Origin of the sequence: Streptomyces cacaoi (genome assembly GCF_006539165.1) — a bacterium.
Classification (GTDB): Bacteria; Actinomycetota; Actinomycetes; order Streptomycetales; family Streptomycetaceae; genus Streptomyces; species Streptomyces cacaoi.
The window spans coordinates 80,997-95,910 of record NZ_BJMM01000029.1; the positions used below are offsets into that span (position 1 = coordinate 80,997).

Below are 14,914 nucleotides of genomic sequence, written 5' to 3' on the forward strand. Positions count from 1 at the left end.
GTCGTTCAGCCTCCCTGCACGGCGGCGAGGATCTCGACGCGGTCGCCCTCGGCGAGCGGGGTGGCGGCCCAGCGCCCGCGGGGGACCACGTCCTCGTTGACGGCGGCGGCGACCCCGGAGGGCGCGTGGGTGAAGGCCGCCACGAGGTGGTCGAGGGAGGTGCCGGCCGGCACCTCCCGGTGGCTGCCGTTGACGGAGACGGCCACCTGCGCGGCTCCGTCCTGGGACGTGGGGGAGGTCATACGGGCTGCTCCTGGTGTCGGGCCGGCCCGGGCGCGAAGCGTCCGGGAGTGAACGGGCGTGCCTCGTCGGGGAGTTCGCCGCCGGTCAGCGTCGCGGCGAGCGCGTCACCGGTCACCGGGGTGAGCAGCACGCCGTTGCGGTGGTGCCCGGTGGCCAGCTGGAGGCCGGGCAGGGCGGTGGGGCCGAGCAGCGGCGCGTTGTCGGGCGTGCCGGGGCGCAGCCCGCAGTTGGTCTCGGCGAGCGGCAGTTCGGTGACGCCGGGCACCAACTCGTGTGCGTCGCGCAGCAGCTCGTAGACGCCGCCGGCGGTGACGGTGGTGTCCCAGCCCAGCTCCTCACTGGTGGCGCCCACCACCAGTTCGCCGTCCGCGCGCGGGACGAGGTAGAGCGCTCCGCCGCGCACCACGGCGCGCACCGTCCGCGCCAGGAACGGATCGTGGCCGGGCCGCACCTCGGGCATGCGCAGCCGCAGCACCTGGCCCTTGACCGGCCGGACGGGCGGCGCCACCTCGGGCGGCACCCCCGCCAGCTGTCCGCTGCGGGAGCCCAGGGCCAGCACCGTCCGCCCGGCCGACAGCCGTACGCCGTCGGCCAGTTCGACCCCCTCGGCGCGGTCGCGGCCGGTGCGCAGCCGCACCGCACAGCTGCGGTGGAAGACGACACCGGCACGCTCACAGGCACACAGCAGTGCGGCCGCCAGCCGCCGTGGATCGATCTGGTGGTCGCCGTCCACCCGCGCGCCGCCGCGCACGGACGGCGCGAGCATGGGCTCCAGCCGACGGCACTCGCGCCCCGTGAGCCACTGCGACGTCAGCCCGCACCGCTGTTGCAGCGCGTGCACCTCGCGCAGATGCGCACGGTCGTCGGTGTCGAGCGCCACGGCGAGCGTGCCGCACTCCCGGTAGCCGGTGTCCGCTCCGGACGCCTCCTCCAGCTCGGCCACGAACTCCGGATAGCGCGCCACGGAGGCGAGGTTGAGCGCCAGCAGCCGCTCCTCGCCGTAGTGCAGCTCGGTGACGGCGGCGAGCATGCCCGCGGCCACCCGCGCCGCACCGCCGCCGGGCTCGGGGTCCACCAGCGCCGTCCGCAGCCCCTGCTGCGCGGCCCGCCAGGCGGTGACCAGACCGATCAGGCCCCCGCCGAGCACCGCCACATCCGCCGTCGCGTGCGCGTCGGGGGCCGGGGCCGACGCCGCGGCCGGGCCCGGGGAAAACTTCCGCAGCTGTGCCGGGGACGGGGCCGCCGGTATCGATGACGTGCTGCGCATGGGAATGCCGCTGCTCCCTTCGCCGGAATGACCCGGATCAGGTTCGTACGGTCGGAGGCCGCCAGCCTCCCTCTCAGCCCGGTGCGCCCGGGCTCCCGCGTGGTGCCGGATGTGCGGCCTCCAGCCTACTGCGAGGCCGTGCACAGCTGTAAGGGGAGTCACGGACCGCCCCCGGCTGCACCTTCGCCGCACCGGCATACAGTGACCGGGTGAGCGACAGTCAGAACCAGCGCAGAGTCGTGATCGTGGGCGCCGGAATGGCCGGAGTGCAGACGGCCGTACAGCTGCGCGAGCAGGGCTGGCCCGGCTCCGTGCGGCTCATCGGCGCCGAACCGCACCCGCCCTACGACCGGCCCCCGCTGTCCAAGGCCGTACTGCTGGGACACGGCGAGCCGGGCGAGGTCCCGCTGTTCGACATCGACTTCGCGGGCCTCGGCATCGAGCTGGAGCTGGGCCGGACGGTGACCGGGCTTCGGCCCGGGGAGCGACTGCTGGAGACCGACGCCGGCCCGGTGCACTACGACCGCCTCGTCCTGGCCACCGGCGCCGAACCCGTCGCCCTGCCCGGCAGCGAGGGCGTGCCCGGGGTGCATCTGCTGCGCACGCTCGACGACGCGACACGGCTGCGCCCGGTGCTGGCGCGCGGCGGTCCGGTCGTCGTGGTGGGCGCCGGCTGGATCGGCGCCGAGTTCGCCACGGCCGCACGCGAGCGCGGCTGCCCGGTGACGGTCGTCGAGGCGGCCGACCGGCCGCTCCCCGGCGCACTGCCCGCCGAGGTCACCGAGCCGATGCGCGCCTGGTACGCGGACGCCGGGGCGCAGCTGCGCACGGGCGTCGCGGTGGCCGGCGTCGAGCGCGGCGCCGTGCTGCTCGCCGCCGGCACCCGGCTGCCCGCCGAGGCCGTCGTGGTGGGCATCGGCGCCCGTCCCGCCACGGGCTGGCTGGCCGGATCCGGCGTCGAGCTGGGCACCGACGGCGCCGTACTGGCCGACGCACAGCTGCGCACCTCGGCGCCGGACGTGCTGGCCGTCGGCGACTGCGCCTCCTTCCCGTCGGCCCGCTACGGCGAACGGCTGCTGGTGCACCACTGGGACAACGCGCTCCAGGGCCCCCGCACGGTCGCCGCGAACCTCGTCGCCGAGTGCCACGCGGACGGTGCGGCGGAGGCCCAGGACTACGACCCGGTGCCCTACTTCTGGTCCGAGCAGTTCGGCCGCTTCGTGCAGTACGCGGGCCACCACGGCGACGGGGACGAGCTGGTGTGGCGCGGCTCCCCGGACGAGCCCGCCTGGTCGGTGTGCTGGCTGCGCGGGGAGCGCCTGGTGGCCCTGCTGGCGGTGGGCCGGCCGCGCGACCTCACCCAGGGCCGCAAGCTGCTGCGCGCCGGCACCCCCGTGGACAGGGCGCTGGTGGCCGACCCGTCGGTCGCCCTGAAGAAGGCGGCGCGCTAGTGGCTGTCACCCGGGGATGGCAGTCTGGGAAGCGTGACCGAGATTGACGCAAAGACCGATGCTCTCGTCCCCGCCTGGCTCACCCTTCCCGACGTCGCCGAACGGCTCGGCGTCGAAGTGACCCGGGCACGCCAGCTGGTGAAGGAAGGCCAGCTGATCGCGGTGCGCCGCACCGGCGAGGACGGAGAGAGCAAGGTGCTCCAGGTGCCCGCCGCCTTCATCGGCGACGGCCGGATCGTGAAGGGCCTGCCCGGCACCATCACCCTGCTGAGGGACGACGGCTTCAGCGACGAGGAAATGCTGGAGTGGCTCTTCACGGAGGACGACTCGCTGCCCGGCTCCCCGGTGACGGCCCTGCGGGAGAACCGGGGCACGGAGGTGAAGCGCCGCGCACAGGCGCTCGCCGTCTGACCGCTCCGCCGGGCGCGTCCCGCCCGGGCCCCGGCTGCCCGCCGGCCCGGCTCCCGGCACCACGCGTGCCCCGCGCGGGCACGACGGCACGTACATCCACCGGGCGCGCGGCCTCCCGCACCGGGAGCCCGCGCGCCCCCACCCCGGGGGGAACACACCCATGTCCGCCGACACCATGCCCGCCTCCGCCGCGCCGACCGCCCGGGAACGCCTCGCGGGCGCGCGGCTGTACCTGTGCACGGACGCCCGCCGCGAGCAGGGGGACCTTCCGGAGTTCCTCGACGCGGTGCTGGCCTCGGGCGTCGACATCGTGCAGCTGCGCGAGAAGGGCATGGAGGCGGCCGAGGAGCTGGAGCATCTGGCCGTCTTCGCCGAGGCGTGCCGCAGGCACGGCGCCCTGCTCGCCGTCAACGACCGCGCCGACGTCGCACACGCCGCCGCCTCCGATGTGCTCCACCTCGGCCAGGGCGATCTTCCGGTGCCGGCCGCCCGGGCGCTGCTGGGTGATGACGTCCTCATCGGTCGCTCCACCCATTCCCCGGCGGAGGCGGACGCCGCGCTGGCGGAGCCCGGCGTCGACTACTTCTGCACCGGTCCCTGCTGGCCGACCCCGACCAAGCCGGGCCGTCCCGCGCCGGGCCTGTCGCTGGTCCGGCACGCCGCGGAGCGCACCGCCGGGCAGCCGGGCGCCCGCCCGTGGTTCGCGATCGGCGGGATCGATGCGGGCACCCTTGACGAGGTGCTGGAGGCCGGTGCCCGCCGGGTGGTCGTCGTCCGCGCGCTCACCGAGGCGGAGGACCCGGGCGCGGCCGCGGCGGCGCTGGCGCGCCGGCTGCGGGAGGCCGCGGACGCCGGGTGAGGGGGAGGGGCCGCGAAGGCCGGATCCGGTCGGATCACCATCAAGCGGACACGGAGGGGGTTCCGGAAGACGCCTCTGGCGTCGTCACTCCCGGTGAGGTAACGCCCGCGCGTTAACACGCAGTGACGAGGCTGTCCACCAGGTGGACATCAGCCATCCGGGAATCGGGCAGATCCCCCTTTACCACCTCGGTGCCGCACCGCGAAGCAGGCCAGGCCGCTAGCCTTCACATATGGCCATCGGTATCTCAGCTCCCAGGACAGACCGTCCGCCGGCCGTGCGCGAGCTGCTCGCGTCCGGGAAGCAGTCTTTCTCCTTCGAGTTCTTCGCGCCGAAGACCGAAAAGGGGGAGCGGACCCTGTGGGACGCACTCCGCCGCATCGAAGCGGTCTCGCCGACGTTCGTGTCGGTGACCTACGGCGCCGGCGGCTCCTCCCGCGAGGGCACCGTCCGCAACACCGAACGCATCGCCACCGAGACCACGCTGACCCCGGTCGCGCACCTCACCGCCGTCAACCACTCGCGCACCGAGCTGCGCAACGTCATCGGCCAGTACGCCGACGCCGGGATCCGCAACGTGCTCGCCGTGCGCGGTGATCCGCCCGGCGACCCGCTGGGCGAGTGGGTCCCGCATCCGCAGGGGCTGCGCTACGCCTCCGAACTCGTCGAACTGATCAAGGAGTCGGGCGACTTCTGCGTCGGTGTCGCCGCGTTCCCCGAAATGCACCCCCGGTCCTCCGACTGGGAAACCGACGTCCGGCATTTTGTGAACAAGTGCCGCGCGGGCGCGGATTACGCCATCACCCAGATGTTCTTCCGCACGGAGGACTATCTGCGGCTGCGGGACAAGGCCGCTGCCGCCGGTTGCGAGACGCCGATCATCCCGGAGATCATGCCGGTCACCAACGTCGGCCAGATCGAACGGTTCGCGCAGCTCAGCAACGCGACCATTCCGCCCGAACTCATCGACCGGCTCCGGGCGGTCGAGGACGATCCCAAGGCGGTACGCTCGGTCGGGATCGAGTACGCCACGGAGATGTGCACCAGGCTGATGGCCGAGGGCGTCCCCGGACTGCACTTCATTACGCTCAACCACTCCACGGCGACCTTGGAAATCCACCAGAATCTGGGCCTGCATCCCAGGCCCTGAGCCAGAACGGCTGGCCGTGCGGGCAGGGGAGCGCGCGAGCAGCGGGGAGAGGGGCGTAGATGGGCTGGACGGTCCTCTACATCGCGTTCGGCATCGTGGCGTTGTGGCTGCTGGGCGAGGTCCTGCTACAGCACAAGGCCCGGCTGCGCTGGCGACTGCTCGCCTTCGTCGGCTTCCTGGGCGTGGTGGTGGGGGCCGTGCTGCCGTCCGTACCCCTCATCGGGGTCGGTGTCGCGGCCTTCGCCACCGGCCAGACCTTCGTCACCCTCTCCTTCCGCAGCGGCTTCACCTCCGGCTGGACGCTCGGCGGACGTCCGGGCTCCAGCCGGCGCCGCCGCGGCTCCGACGCTCCCCGGGACGCGGACCCGTCGCTGGAGGTCTCCGGCCTGGAGGCCCACACGCAGGAGACGAGCCCGGTGCCCGACCCGGTCGACGACTACGCCGAGTACGGCTCCCCGTCCGCGCCCCCGCCCCCGTCGGCCGCCGAGGCCACGGCCGTCGCCGGGTACCAGAACTTCGACGGCTACGACGGCTACGGCAACCACGACACCGCCGCGCCCTACGGGGAGCCCGGCGGCTACGGCTCCTACGACGGGCAGCAGCCCGCCTACGGCACCTACCCGACGCCCGACGAGACCCAGCCCTTCACCTTCGACGGCGGAGCGCAGCCCACGGCACCGGCCCAGCCGGCCTACTCGGGCTACCAGGAAGGCTGGCCGGGCTACGAGGGCGCCGGGGGCGGCGTCCCCGGCTACGACCCGCAGGGCCCGCCCGCTCCGCAGCCCGCCTACGGAGCGGCCTACGGCACCGGCGGCTACGACCCCTCCTACGACCCCTCGTACGGTGCCTACGACCCGTACGCGGGCGCGGCGGCGGGGAGTTCGGAGTACGCCGCCTACGACTACGGCACCCCCGGCGGCGTCGCGGACCCGGCGGGCTCCGCGCTCCCGGGGCAGCAGCCCTACACGCCGTACCACCCCGAGGTCCCGGACACCCCGCCCGGCGGCGTCTGGGTGCCCCAGCAGCGCGGCCTCGGGGAGCAGCAGCCCCCGGGCGCGTACGACTACGGCTGGCCGGAGGGCGATCCGGCGGCCCCGCAGTACGGCCAGGACAACGGCTACGGCGGCCCCCGCGGCTACTGAGGCACCGTCACCCCAGGGCCGGTCGTGCGAGAGCCGGCCACGGTGGGCGCCGACCCGTGCCACGGCCGGGCGGGTTCACCCCGGCCGCCCGCCACCACCGGCGGCCGTCCCTCACCGGGAACCGCGCCACTCGGGATCCTGTACGAGCCCCGCGACCATCGCGCCCGTCATGCCCGCAGCCGCCAGCCCGCCACCCGGATGGGACCAGCCCCCCGCCGCGTACAGACCCGGCAGCGGGGCGGACCCCGCCGGATGGTTCGCCGGGTGCAGGAACGCGCCGCCCGCGCCCGGCAGCGCCGGCGGCGGCACCCGGCCACCGGGGGCCCCGGTCTCGGCCTCCGTGTCCGCCGGCGTACGCACCTCGCGCCACAGCACCCGCGGCCCCAGACCCAGCCCGGCCGCGTCCACCGTCGCCAGCAGCTCGTCCGCCAGCCGTTCCGCTTCCGCCTGTGTCCTGAGCGAGCCGACCGGAACCGGAACCGACAGCACGGCCGTGCCGAAGTCCCCTTCGGGCCGCAGCGCCGGATCGTCGGGCTGGAGCACCGTCACCGGCGCCCGTCCGGCCCCGCCGAGGTCCCGGTGGACGACGGTCCGGTGCGCGGTGTTGTCGTCCGGCGCACCCCGCAGCGCGAGCAGCACGGTGAGACGGGCCGTGCCCAGCTCACCGCCGGCCACACCGCCGGGCGCGCCGGCCACCCCGCCCACCACGACGGCGTCCGCCTCCCCGGCGCCGTCCGCGAGGGGCCCGACGCCCGCGGCCCGTCCGTCCCGCTCCCGCACCTCCGTGACCCGGGTGCCGAAGCGGAACTCCACGTGGCGCTCCCGGCAGCGCTCGTACAGCGCCTGCGCCAGATTCCGCATCCCGCCTCGCACATACCAGGTGCCGAACGTGTCCTCGATATAGGGCAGGACGATCGCCGAGGCCGGTGCGGTCGCCGGGTCGAGGCCGTGCGCCCAGGCGCAGCTGCCGAGGAGCGCCGCGAGCCGCGGATCGCGCAGTTCGCCGTCCGCCAGCGCGGCGAGCGCCGGGGCCCGGCCCGGCCGCAGCGACCGGGGCAGGCGCAGCAGCCCGCGGCGGCGGGGCCGCACGGGCAGGGCGTCGTCCCGGACGAGGGCGCCGCGCGAGCCGGGTTCGTCCCGCAGCGGCTCCTCCAGCAGCGGGCGCCGGACGGCCTCCCACACCTCGCGGGCCCGGCCCAGCAGCTCGCTCCAGCGCTCGCCGGCCCCGGCGCCGAGCGCCTCGTCCAGCGCGTCGACGACCTTGCCCCGTGCGGCGTTCGGCAGCGTCACCGCGCTGCCGTCCGGGAACACATGGCGCGCGGTGACCGGAACCTGGACGAGGCCGACGCGGTCCTCCAGCGCGGCCCGGCCGGTCTTGACGAAGAGATCCCGCTGGACGGCCGGCAGATGCAGCAGCCCGGGGCCGGTGTCGAAGGAGAACCCGTCGCGGGTGAAGCGCCGCAGGGCACCGCCGTAGGTGTCCGTCCGCTCGTGCACCACGACCTCGTGACCGGCGACGGCGAGCCGTGCCGCCGCCGCCATACCGCCCATACCTGCGCCGATCACCGCGATGCGTGCCATGGTCAGCGACTCTAGCCGTCCGGGCAGCGGCCCCCCGAACCGCCCGATCCCCGGCTCACCGGGGGGCTGCGCACCTGTGCGCAGGTCTGGGTACAGCTACTCAGACGCGCGGATGAGTAGCCGCGCGGATAGGTCCCGACCTGCGAGAACGGCAGAGTATGGGGCACGGACGAGGCGCGGTGCCGCACCCGCCGGCACGGGGCGGCGGAACGGCGCGGCGCTCTCGTCCGCGAAAAGGGGGCGTCCCGGGAGACCGGGGCACGGGGGAATCGGGGGCACGGGGGAAATCGGGGGATACCGGGGGAACCACGGGGGAAACCGGGGGAACCACGGGGGAAACCGGGGGAACCACGGGGGAAGCGCGCAGTGGCGGGAACGGAGCCGGCCGGCGGCTCACGTCGTCGGCCGATACGGCCGGCGGTGGCTACCGGCTCCGTCCCCGCCCCGCGACCCGCCCTTGCAGCAGCAGCGAGAGCGCGCCGTGCACATCGTCCAGGGAGCGCTCCGGTTGGAACGCCTTCCAGTCCAGCGCCGCCACGAGCACCATGCCGACGAGCGCGGCAGCGGTGAGCGGAACGTCGATGTCCTCGCTCAGCTCCTCTTCGGCGACCCCGGCACGCAGCACGTCCTCGACGACGGCGACCGCCTGCTGCCGCACCACCAGCAAGGTGTCGTTCCAGGCGCGGTTGGTCCGCCACAGCTCGGCCACATACAGCTGGGTGAAGGCCGGGAAGCGGTCGATGAACAGCAGGCCGGCCCGGATCATCGCGTCCAGCGCGTCGACCCGGCCGCCCCCGCCGCCCGCCGTCTTCTCCGCCGCCTCGCGCAGATCCGCCGTCAGCTGTTCGACGCCGTAGCGCAGCAGCTCCTCGAACAGCTCCGTCTTGCTGGCGAAGTTGTAGTAGACGGTGCCCTTGGCCACCCCCGCCCGCTCGGCGATCTCCTCCACCGTGGTGGAGGAGAAGCCCTTCTCTGCGATGAGGGTGACGGCCGCCCGGAAGAGCTTGTCCCGGGTGGCGGTCCTGCTGCGAGGGGTGGTGCGGGCACTCGTCATGCTGATGATTGTCTCCTCACAGCGAGATCTCCGGACGCAGCCGGTCCAGCGTCCACACCTGCTTGCGCCGCGCGGTCAGCGCCGTGAGCGCCAGCGCGCCCACCGTGAACGCCAGCAGGACGAGGCAGGCCCGCCACACCGGCCACAGCTCGCCGCCGGTGATCAGATGCCGTAGTCCGTCCACGACGTAGCTCATCGGCAGCAGCGGATGCAGCACGTTGAAGAAGCCCGGGCTGGTCTGGATCGGGTAGGTGCCGCCGGCGGACGTCAGTTGCAGCATCAGCAGTGCCAGCACGAGGATCCGTCCCGCGGGCCCGAAGCGTGCGTTGAGGAACTGCACGATCGAGGTGAAGCAGAGCGTCACCAGCACCAGGAAGCCGAGGGTGCCGGCGCCCCGTGCCATCTCCAGGCCGAGCCCCCAGTGCAGCACGCTCATCAGCGCACCGACCTGCGCGACGCCGATCGCCGCCACCGGGAGCCAGCCCGCCAGCGCGATCCGCCTGCCGGAGGCACCGGCGGCCAGCGCGCGCTTGTTGAGCGGTTGCAGCAGCATGTAGGCGATCATCGCGCCGACCCAGAGGGACAGCGGGATGAAGTACGGCGCGAAGCCCGTCCCGTAGTTGGGCGCGGCGTGCTCCTTGCCGGAGAGGAGGTCGACGGGGTCGGCCATCACGCCGGTGCGCTGGTCGCGTTCCTTCTTGTCGTAGTCCGGTATCTGCTGTGCGCCGTCGTGCAGCCCGGTGGCGAGTTTTCCGGAGCCGTCGGCGAGCTTGAACAGGCCGCCGTCGAGCGAGCCCGCGCCCTTGCCCAGCTGTCCGATCCCGGTGTCCAGGTCGGCGGCTCCCGAGTGCGCGGTGCCGAGCCCGGAGTGCAGTGTGCTGGCGCCCTGGGAGACGGCGTGTGCGCCCTTGTTGAGCTCGTTGATCTTCCGTACGGCGGAGTCGACGTCCTCGGTGAGGTGCGGGGCGCGCTCGGCCAGTGCGTCGGCCTTCGTCCCCAGGAAGGTCAGGTCCCGCTTCAGCGTGCCGAGGTTCTCGCCGTTCTTGACGAACCCGTGCACCTTGTGGGCGAGCGCCGCGGTGTCCTCGGCGCCGTCGACCACCTTCTTCAGCTGTGGGCACGAAAGCCTGGCGCCGTCCTTGCCGGGGCCGGTGGCCGAGGCGTGGGCCGCGGTGGCGGTGCCGGGTGCGGACGAGGCGTCGGTCCCGGCGGAGGGCGTCTGCGAGGGCGCCGGGTCCGGTTCGTCCGGCTGCGCACCGGAGGGGCTCGGCGCGGGCGTGCCCGGCGAGCCGGTGCCGCCGGTGTGCCCCTTGCTGCAGCCGGCCTCGTACAGCCGCGCGAGGGCGTCGGCGCGCTCGCGGGTCTCCGTCTCGGCGCGGGCGGCCTCGCCGGGGAGTTCGTCGAGGTTCTTCTTGAGTGTCCTGCTGGTCCGGGCGATGCTGCGGGCGGTCTTGCCGATCTCGTCCTCGTGGGTGCTCAGGAACGGCCGTACGTCGCCGGCCACGCCGTTCACCGTGTCCGCCAGTTTCTGGGTGCCGCCGGCGACCCGGCTCGCGCCCTCGGTCAGGGAGCCGGCGCCGGAATGCAGCTCAGCTGTGCCGGACTTCAGCTTCCCGCTGCCGTCCGCGGCGTCCCCGAGCCCGTCCTTGAGTTCGCCGGCGCCCTTCTTGGCCTTGTCGATGCCGCCGTCGAGCTTGTCGGCGCCCTTCGCCGCCTCGGCCGTTCTGCCGTGCAGCGTGGAGAAGGAGACATAGATCCGGTCGTAGAAGCTGCGGGACGCCTTGCTGGAGGCGGCCGCGCGGACCTCGGAGAAGACGCTGCGCGAGATCTGCCCGACGATGTAGTTGTTCGCGTCGTTGGACCGCACCTTCAGCGCCCCCGTCTCGGGCGAGTCACCGGAGCTGGAGGCGACCTTCTCGCTGAAGTCGGAGGGGATGGTCAGCGACAGGTAGTACCGCCCGTCCTCGACGCCCTTGCGCGCGTCGGCCGCGCTCGTCTCCCGCCAGTCGAACGTGTCGCTGCCGTGCAGATTGCGGACGAGGGTGTCGCCGACGGCCGTCTTCTCGCCGTGCACCTCGGCACCCTTGTCGTCGTTCACCAGCGCGACCGGGATCTTGTCGAGCCGGTCGTAGGGGTCCCAGAACGACCACAGATACAGCGCGCCGTACAGCAGTGGCAGCAGAAGCATCGCGGCCATGGCCGCGCGGGGCAGCCGCCCCCTGCCGAACCGCTTCAGCTCAAGCGCGGCCAGCCTCGGCGAGCGCATCCGCCGCCCCCTCCTTCTCGTACGTGTTGTCGGCGTTGTCGGCGCAGCGGGTGTCGCCGTCCGCCGGTTCCGGTCCGTCCTCCGCGGTGCCGGTACGGACGACGACGGCGCCCAGCTGCTCGTCCGGGGGCTCGCTGCACACGGCGAGCACGGTCGTGCCGGCGTCGGCGAGCGAGCGCAACAGGGCCCAGGCGTCGGCCCGTTCGCCGTCCGACAGCTTCAGGTCGAGGTCGTCGACGGCCAGCAGCCGTGGTCCGCCCAGCAGCGCCAGCGCCACCGAGAGCCGCAGCTCCGTCAGCCGGTCCAGCCGGCGCACGGGTGTGCGTCCACCGCGCGGCAGGGCGTCCAGGTCGAGCCCGGCCGCCTCCAGCGCGCGCTCCAGAAGCGCGCGGCTCGCGGCGGCACGCTCTCCGCGGGGGCGCAGCAGCGAGCGCAGCGAGGCGCCGAACCGCCGTTGCAGGAGCACCCGTTCGCGCAGCTGCTCGGTGACGGTGAGCGCCGGATCGAGGTCGTTGACGCCGGGCACCGGGCCCAGCGCGCTGATCCGGCGGACGGCGGCGAGCCGCTTGGGCAGCGGGTGATCGGCGACCTTCGCGAGCCCCTCGCCCGCCTTCATCCGGCCCGTCAGCGCCAGCAGCAGACAGGTGCGGCCCGAGCCCGAGGGCCCGGTGACGGCGATCAGTGAACCCGCCTCGGCGGTGAAGTCCACCGGGCCGAACACCTGCCCACGCGGGCCGCGCATCCCGAACTTCTCCGCCGAGACGGCGGCGCCCTGCCTCTCCGTCACGGAGCCTCCCCTCCCTGGAACCCTCTTTGAACTGACCGGTCAGTTCAAAGTATGCCGGACGCCGGAACCGGCGCGCGGGCCACCCCCGGGCACGGCCCGGAATCCCGCTGTTCGTGCAGGTCGGAGCCGTTGTCAGTGGGGTGCGGCACGATGTCTGCATACGGTCGATTTCGTCGAACCGGCAGCCGCCGACGGGAGGTTGATGCACCGTGATGCACCCCTCTTGCTCCCCCGGGCCCTTCCCGGCACCCGGCCCCCACAGCCCACCCGGCCCACCCGGCCCCCACACCTCACCCGCCGCCCGCGAGCCGCACGCCTCGTCCGCCGCCCCCGAGCCCGCCCGGCCGCAGAGGGGATCGCGCGCCGCCGATGTGCACCCGGTGCTGCGCCGCACCACCGCGCCGCCCGCCGCGCTCGATCTGCTCGCCCAGGCCCAGCACGGCCTCGACGAGGCCATGACCCTCCAGGCGCCCAACGAGCGCTACGCCACCGCGCACCTCGCCGCGCTGCGTACCGCGGCGGCCGTCCTCGCCGTCCGCGGCCGGCCCGAGCCGCCGCCCCGGCGCCGAACCGGGCCCGGGCGCAGACCGCGCCGGCCGGCCATCCGCAGCGCCTGGGAGGTGCTGCCCGAGGTCGCGCCCGAACTGGCCGAGTGGAGCGCCCTGTTCGCCTCCGGCGCACGGCGCAGGGAGCGTGCCGAGGCCGGAATCGAGGGCGCCGCCGACCGGCGGCAGGCCGACGAGCTGATCCGGCACGTGGAGATGTTCCTGCGCCTCGCCGAACGCATGCTCGTCACCCAGCCCGCCCTGCCCCGGCCGCGCACCGCGGGCGAGGAACCGCCCCTCGGCCCGGACCGCCGAGCGGGGTGAGCCCGCCCCGGGCGGCCCGCCGGGCCCGAGGCAATAGGGTGGGGAACGCCCGTCACTGAGCCGAGGAGCAACAGCATGACCCGCCCCAGCGCATCCGACCGTACAGCCGTGGTGTGGGAGGTCCTGCGGGGTGCGCTCGACCAGCGGGCCCGGCACACCGACCGCGTCGGCCTGGAGGTTCTGGACGCCGGGGGAGGCACCGGCACGCTGGCCGTGCCCGTCGCCCGCCTCGGCCACCGGGTGACCGTCGTCGACCCGAGCCCGAACGCTCTGTTCGCGCTGGAGCGCCGGGCCGCCGAGGCAGGCGTCGCCGACCGGGTGCGCGGCGTCCAGGGGGATGCCCGCGGGCTCTTCGACGTCGCCGAGCGCGGTGCCTACGACGCCGTCCTGTGCCACGGCGTCCTGGAGTACGTCGACGACCCGGCCGAGACGGTGCGCAACGCCGTCGCTGCTCTGCGTCCCGCCGGCGGCACCCTCAGCGTCCTCGCCGCCGGGCTGGGCGGCGCCGTCCTCGGCCGTGCGCTGGCCGGTCACTTCACCGAGGCCCGGCAGGCGCTCACCTCGCCCGGCGGCCGCTGGGGCGGCAGCGACCCGATGCCGCGCCGCTTCACCCCGGAACAGCTGAGCGACCTGGTCGGCGCAACGGGCGCCGATGTCGTCTCCGTGCACGGGGTGCGCATCTTCTCCGACCTCGTGCCGGGCGCGCTGGTGGACACCGAGCCGGACGCCCGCGAGGCCCTCGCCCGGCTGGAGGCCACCGCAGCCGAGCTGCCGGCCTTCCGCTCGGTGGCCGGCCGGCTGCATGTCCTGGCCGAAATCCCGGCGCGTCCGGCGAGTCCGGCGCATCCGGCACCCCCGGGCGAGACGGACGGCGCCGGCACCGGCGGGGGCCCGCGCGAGGCGTGAGTTTCCCGGGATGCCGGGGAACCCGGGAGGCGGCGGTGACGCCGGCGCCCCGGCGGGGCGCCCGGGCCCGGCAGAAGCCCTGACGGGGGGCTGCTTCTGTCCGACTTTCGTCCCGCCCGATCATCGGCTACGCGCCGTATGATCGAGGGACACCGTCCGGCATGGCGGAAAGGTGGTGCGGGAATGAACCGAACACGTTGCTCGACGCCACCCCGGCATCCCGGACGAGGTGGGAGGAAGTGGCGTAAGAGGGGCGGGTTTCACGGGGGCGATTCCCTGCCTATCCTTGTAAGCGTCGGATCCGGTCGCCCCCGCGACCGACGAGTAGGAGGACTCCGTGCCGCTCTCTGAGCACGAGCAGCGGATGCTCGAGCAGATGGAGCGAGCGCTGTACGCCGAAGATCCCAAGTTCGCGACAGCGCTCGAAGGAAGTGAGCTGCGCCGGTACACCCGCAAGCGGGTCTACCAAGCGGTCGCTGGCTTTCTGGTGGGCATCGCTCTCCTCATGGCCGGCATGGTCGCGCAGCAGCCCTGGATCAGCGTCGTCGGATTCCTCGTGATGCTGGGCTGCGCCGTCCTCGCGGTGACCGGCTGGCGCAAGGCCCCCAAGGCGGGAAGCCAGGGCGAGGGCCGGCAGCAGGCGCGCGGTGGGCAGCAGCCCTCGGGAAGAGCGCAGCAGCGTGGCCGTCGGTCGGTGATGAACCGCATCGAGGAGCGCTGGCAGCGCCGGCGTGACGAGGGCCAGCACTGATCCGGACGGCAGCACCGGCGTCCCCGTCGCCGGGCCGGTGACCAGGGCTTCCGCCTGAGTCCCCGGGAAGATCGAGCAGCGCGCACAGACCTCGGAGACGCCACGCGGTAGGCGGTACCCGGCAGCACATCCGTACGGAGGCGGGCGGCCACAGGTGATCACCTGCGGCCGCCCGCC

The 14,914-nt window shown here is 74.3% G+C and carries 14 protein-coding genes and 1 riboswitch; of the genes, 8 read left to right on the forward strand and 6 right to left on the reverse strand.

All coding sequences use genetic code 11. The features are described from left to right. Positions 1-5: 5 nt before the first annotated feature. Together thiS and thiO are read right to left on the reverse strand one after the other, a co-directional pair. On the reverse strand, positions 6-242 hold the full coding sequence (thiS, locus tag SCA03_RS23880; RefSeq protein ID WP_170298219.1) for a sulfur carrier protein ThiS: 237 nt from the start codon (positions 240-242) through the stop codon (positions 6-8). Further along, positions 239-1,510: a glycine oxidase ThiO gene (gene thiO / locus SCA03_RS23885; protein WP_086817066.1), complete on the reverse strand. Its 1,272-nt coding sequence runs from the start codon at positions 1,508-1,510 to the stop codon at positions 239-241. Before thiO ends, thiS begins: the two co-directional genes overlap by 4 nt. Further along, a riboswitch (TPP riboswitch) is annotated at positions 1,508-1,619 on the reverse strand. It overlaps the preceding gene by 3 nt. Positions 1,620-1,767: 148 nt before the next feature. On the opposite strand from thiO, the gene SCA03_RS23890 reads away from it, so the two are divergent. From SCA03_RS23890 to SCA03_RS35565, 5 genes are all read left to right on the forward strand, one after another. After that, positions 1,768-2,961: an NAD(P)/FAD-dependent oxidoreductase gene (locus tag SCA03_RS23890; protein WP_230988877.1), complete on the forward strand. Its 1,194-nt coding sequence runs from the start codon at positions 1,768-1,770 to the stop codon at positions 2,959-2,961. Positions 2,962-2,994: 33 nt separating this feature from the next. Further along, entirely contained in the window at positions 2,995-3,372 is a 378-nt protein-coding gene (locus SCA03_RS23895) for an Rv2175c family DNA-binding protein (protein ID WP_030881859.1), read from the forward strand. Between the two features lie 175 nt (positions 3,373-3,547). Beyond that, on the forward strand, positions 3,548-4,231 hold the full coding sequence (gene thiE, locus SCA03_RS23900; protein WP_030887378.1) for a thiamine phosphate synthase: 684 nt from the start codon (positions 3,548-3,550) through the stop codon (positions 4,229-4,231). A 232-nt stretch (positions 4,232-4,463) separates the two neighbouring features. Continuing rightward, complete coding sequence (metF, locus tag SCA03_RS23905; protein WP_030881864.1) at positions 4,464-5,381, forward strand: methylenetetrahydrofolate reductase [NAD(P)H]; 918 nt, start codon at positions 4,464-4,466, stop codon at positions 5,379-5,381. 59 nt (positions 5,382-5,440) lie between these two features. Then, positions 5,441-6,523, forward strand: coding sequence for a hypothetical protein (locus SCA03_RS35565; RefSeq protein ID WP_174864508.1), 1,083 nt, complete (start codon positions 5,441-5,443; stop codon positions 6,521-6,523). 111 nt (positions 6,524-6,634) lie between these two features. Here SCA03_RS35565 and SCA03_RS23915 read toward each other — a convergent pair whose 3' ends face one another. From SCA03_RS23915 to SCA03_RS23930, 4 genes are all read right to left on the reverse strand, one after another. Beyond that, the gene (locus tag SCA03_RS23915; protein WP_030881866.1) at positions 6,635-8,104 is read right to left on the reverse strand and encodes a phytoene desaturase family protein; all 1,470 of its coding nucleotides are present in this window, start codon (positions 8,102-8,104) and stop codon (positions 6,635-6,637) included. Positions 8,105-8,528: 424 nt separating this feature from the next. Beyond that, positions 8,529-9,158 (reverse strand): TetR/AcrR family transcriptional regulator, encoded by a 630-nt coding sequence (locus tag SCA03_RS23920; RefSeq protein ID WP_030887372.1) that lies wholly within the window; start codon positions 9,156-9,158, stop codon positions 8,529-8,531. A gap of 16 nt (positions 9,159-9,174) precedes the next feature. Continuing rightward, entirely contained in the window at positions 9,175-11,424 is a 2,250-nt protein-coding gene (locus tag SCA03_RS23925; RefSeq protein WP_141275642.1) for a YhgE/Pip domain-containing protein, read from the reverse strand. Then, entirely contained in the window at positions 11,396-12,166 is a 771-nt protein-coding gene (locus SCA03_RS23930; protein WP_086818469.1) for an ATP-binding cassette domain-containing protein, read from the reverse strand. Before SCA03_RS23930 ends, SCA03_RS23925 begins: the two co-directional genes overlap by 29 nt. Before the next feature lie 257 nt (positions 12,167-12,423). Between SCA03_RS23930 and SCA03_RS23935 the strand changes: the two genes are divergently transcribed. From SCA03_RS23935 to SCA03_RS23945, 3 genes are all read left to right on the forward strand, one after another. Then, entirely contained in the window at positions 12,424-13,080 is a 657-nt protein-coding gene (locus SCA03_RS23935; RefSeq protein ID WP_218037779.1) for an SAV_6107 family HEPN domain-containing protein, read from the forward strand. Positions 13,081-13,155: 75 nt separating this feature from the next. After that, positions 13,156-13,986 carry a methyltransferase gene (locus SCA03_RS23940; RefSeq protein ID WP_078874749.1) on the forward strand — a complete coding sequence of 277 codons (831 nt, stop codon included), beginning with the start codon at positions 13,156-13,158 and terminating at the stop codon, positions 13,984-13,986. 337 nt (positions 13,987-14,323) lie between these two features. Continuing rightward, positions 14,324-14,737 carry an SCO2097 family morphological protein gene (locus SCA03_RS23945; RefSeq protein WP_078873445.1) on the forward strand — a complete coding sequence of 138 codons (414 nt, stop codon included), beginning with the start codon at positions 14,324-14,326 and terminating at the stop codon, positions 14,735-14,737. The last annotated feature ends 177 nt before the right edge of the window (positions 14,738-14,914 follow it).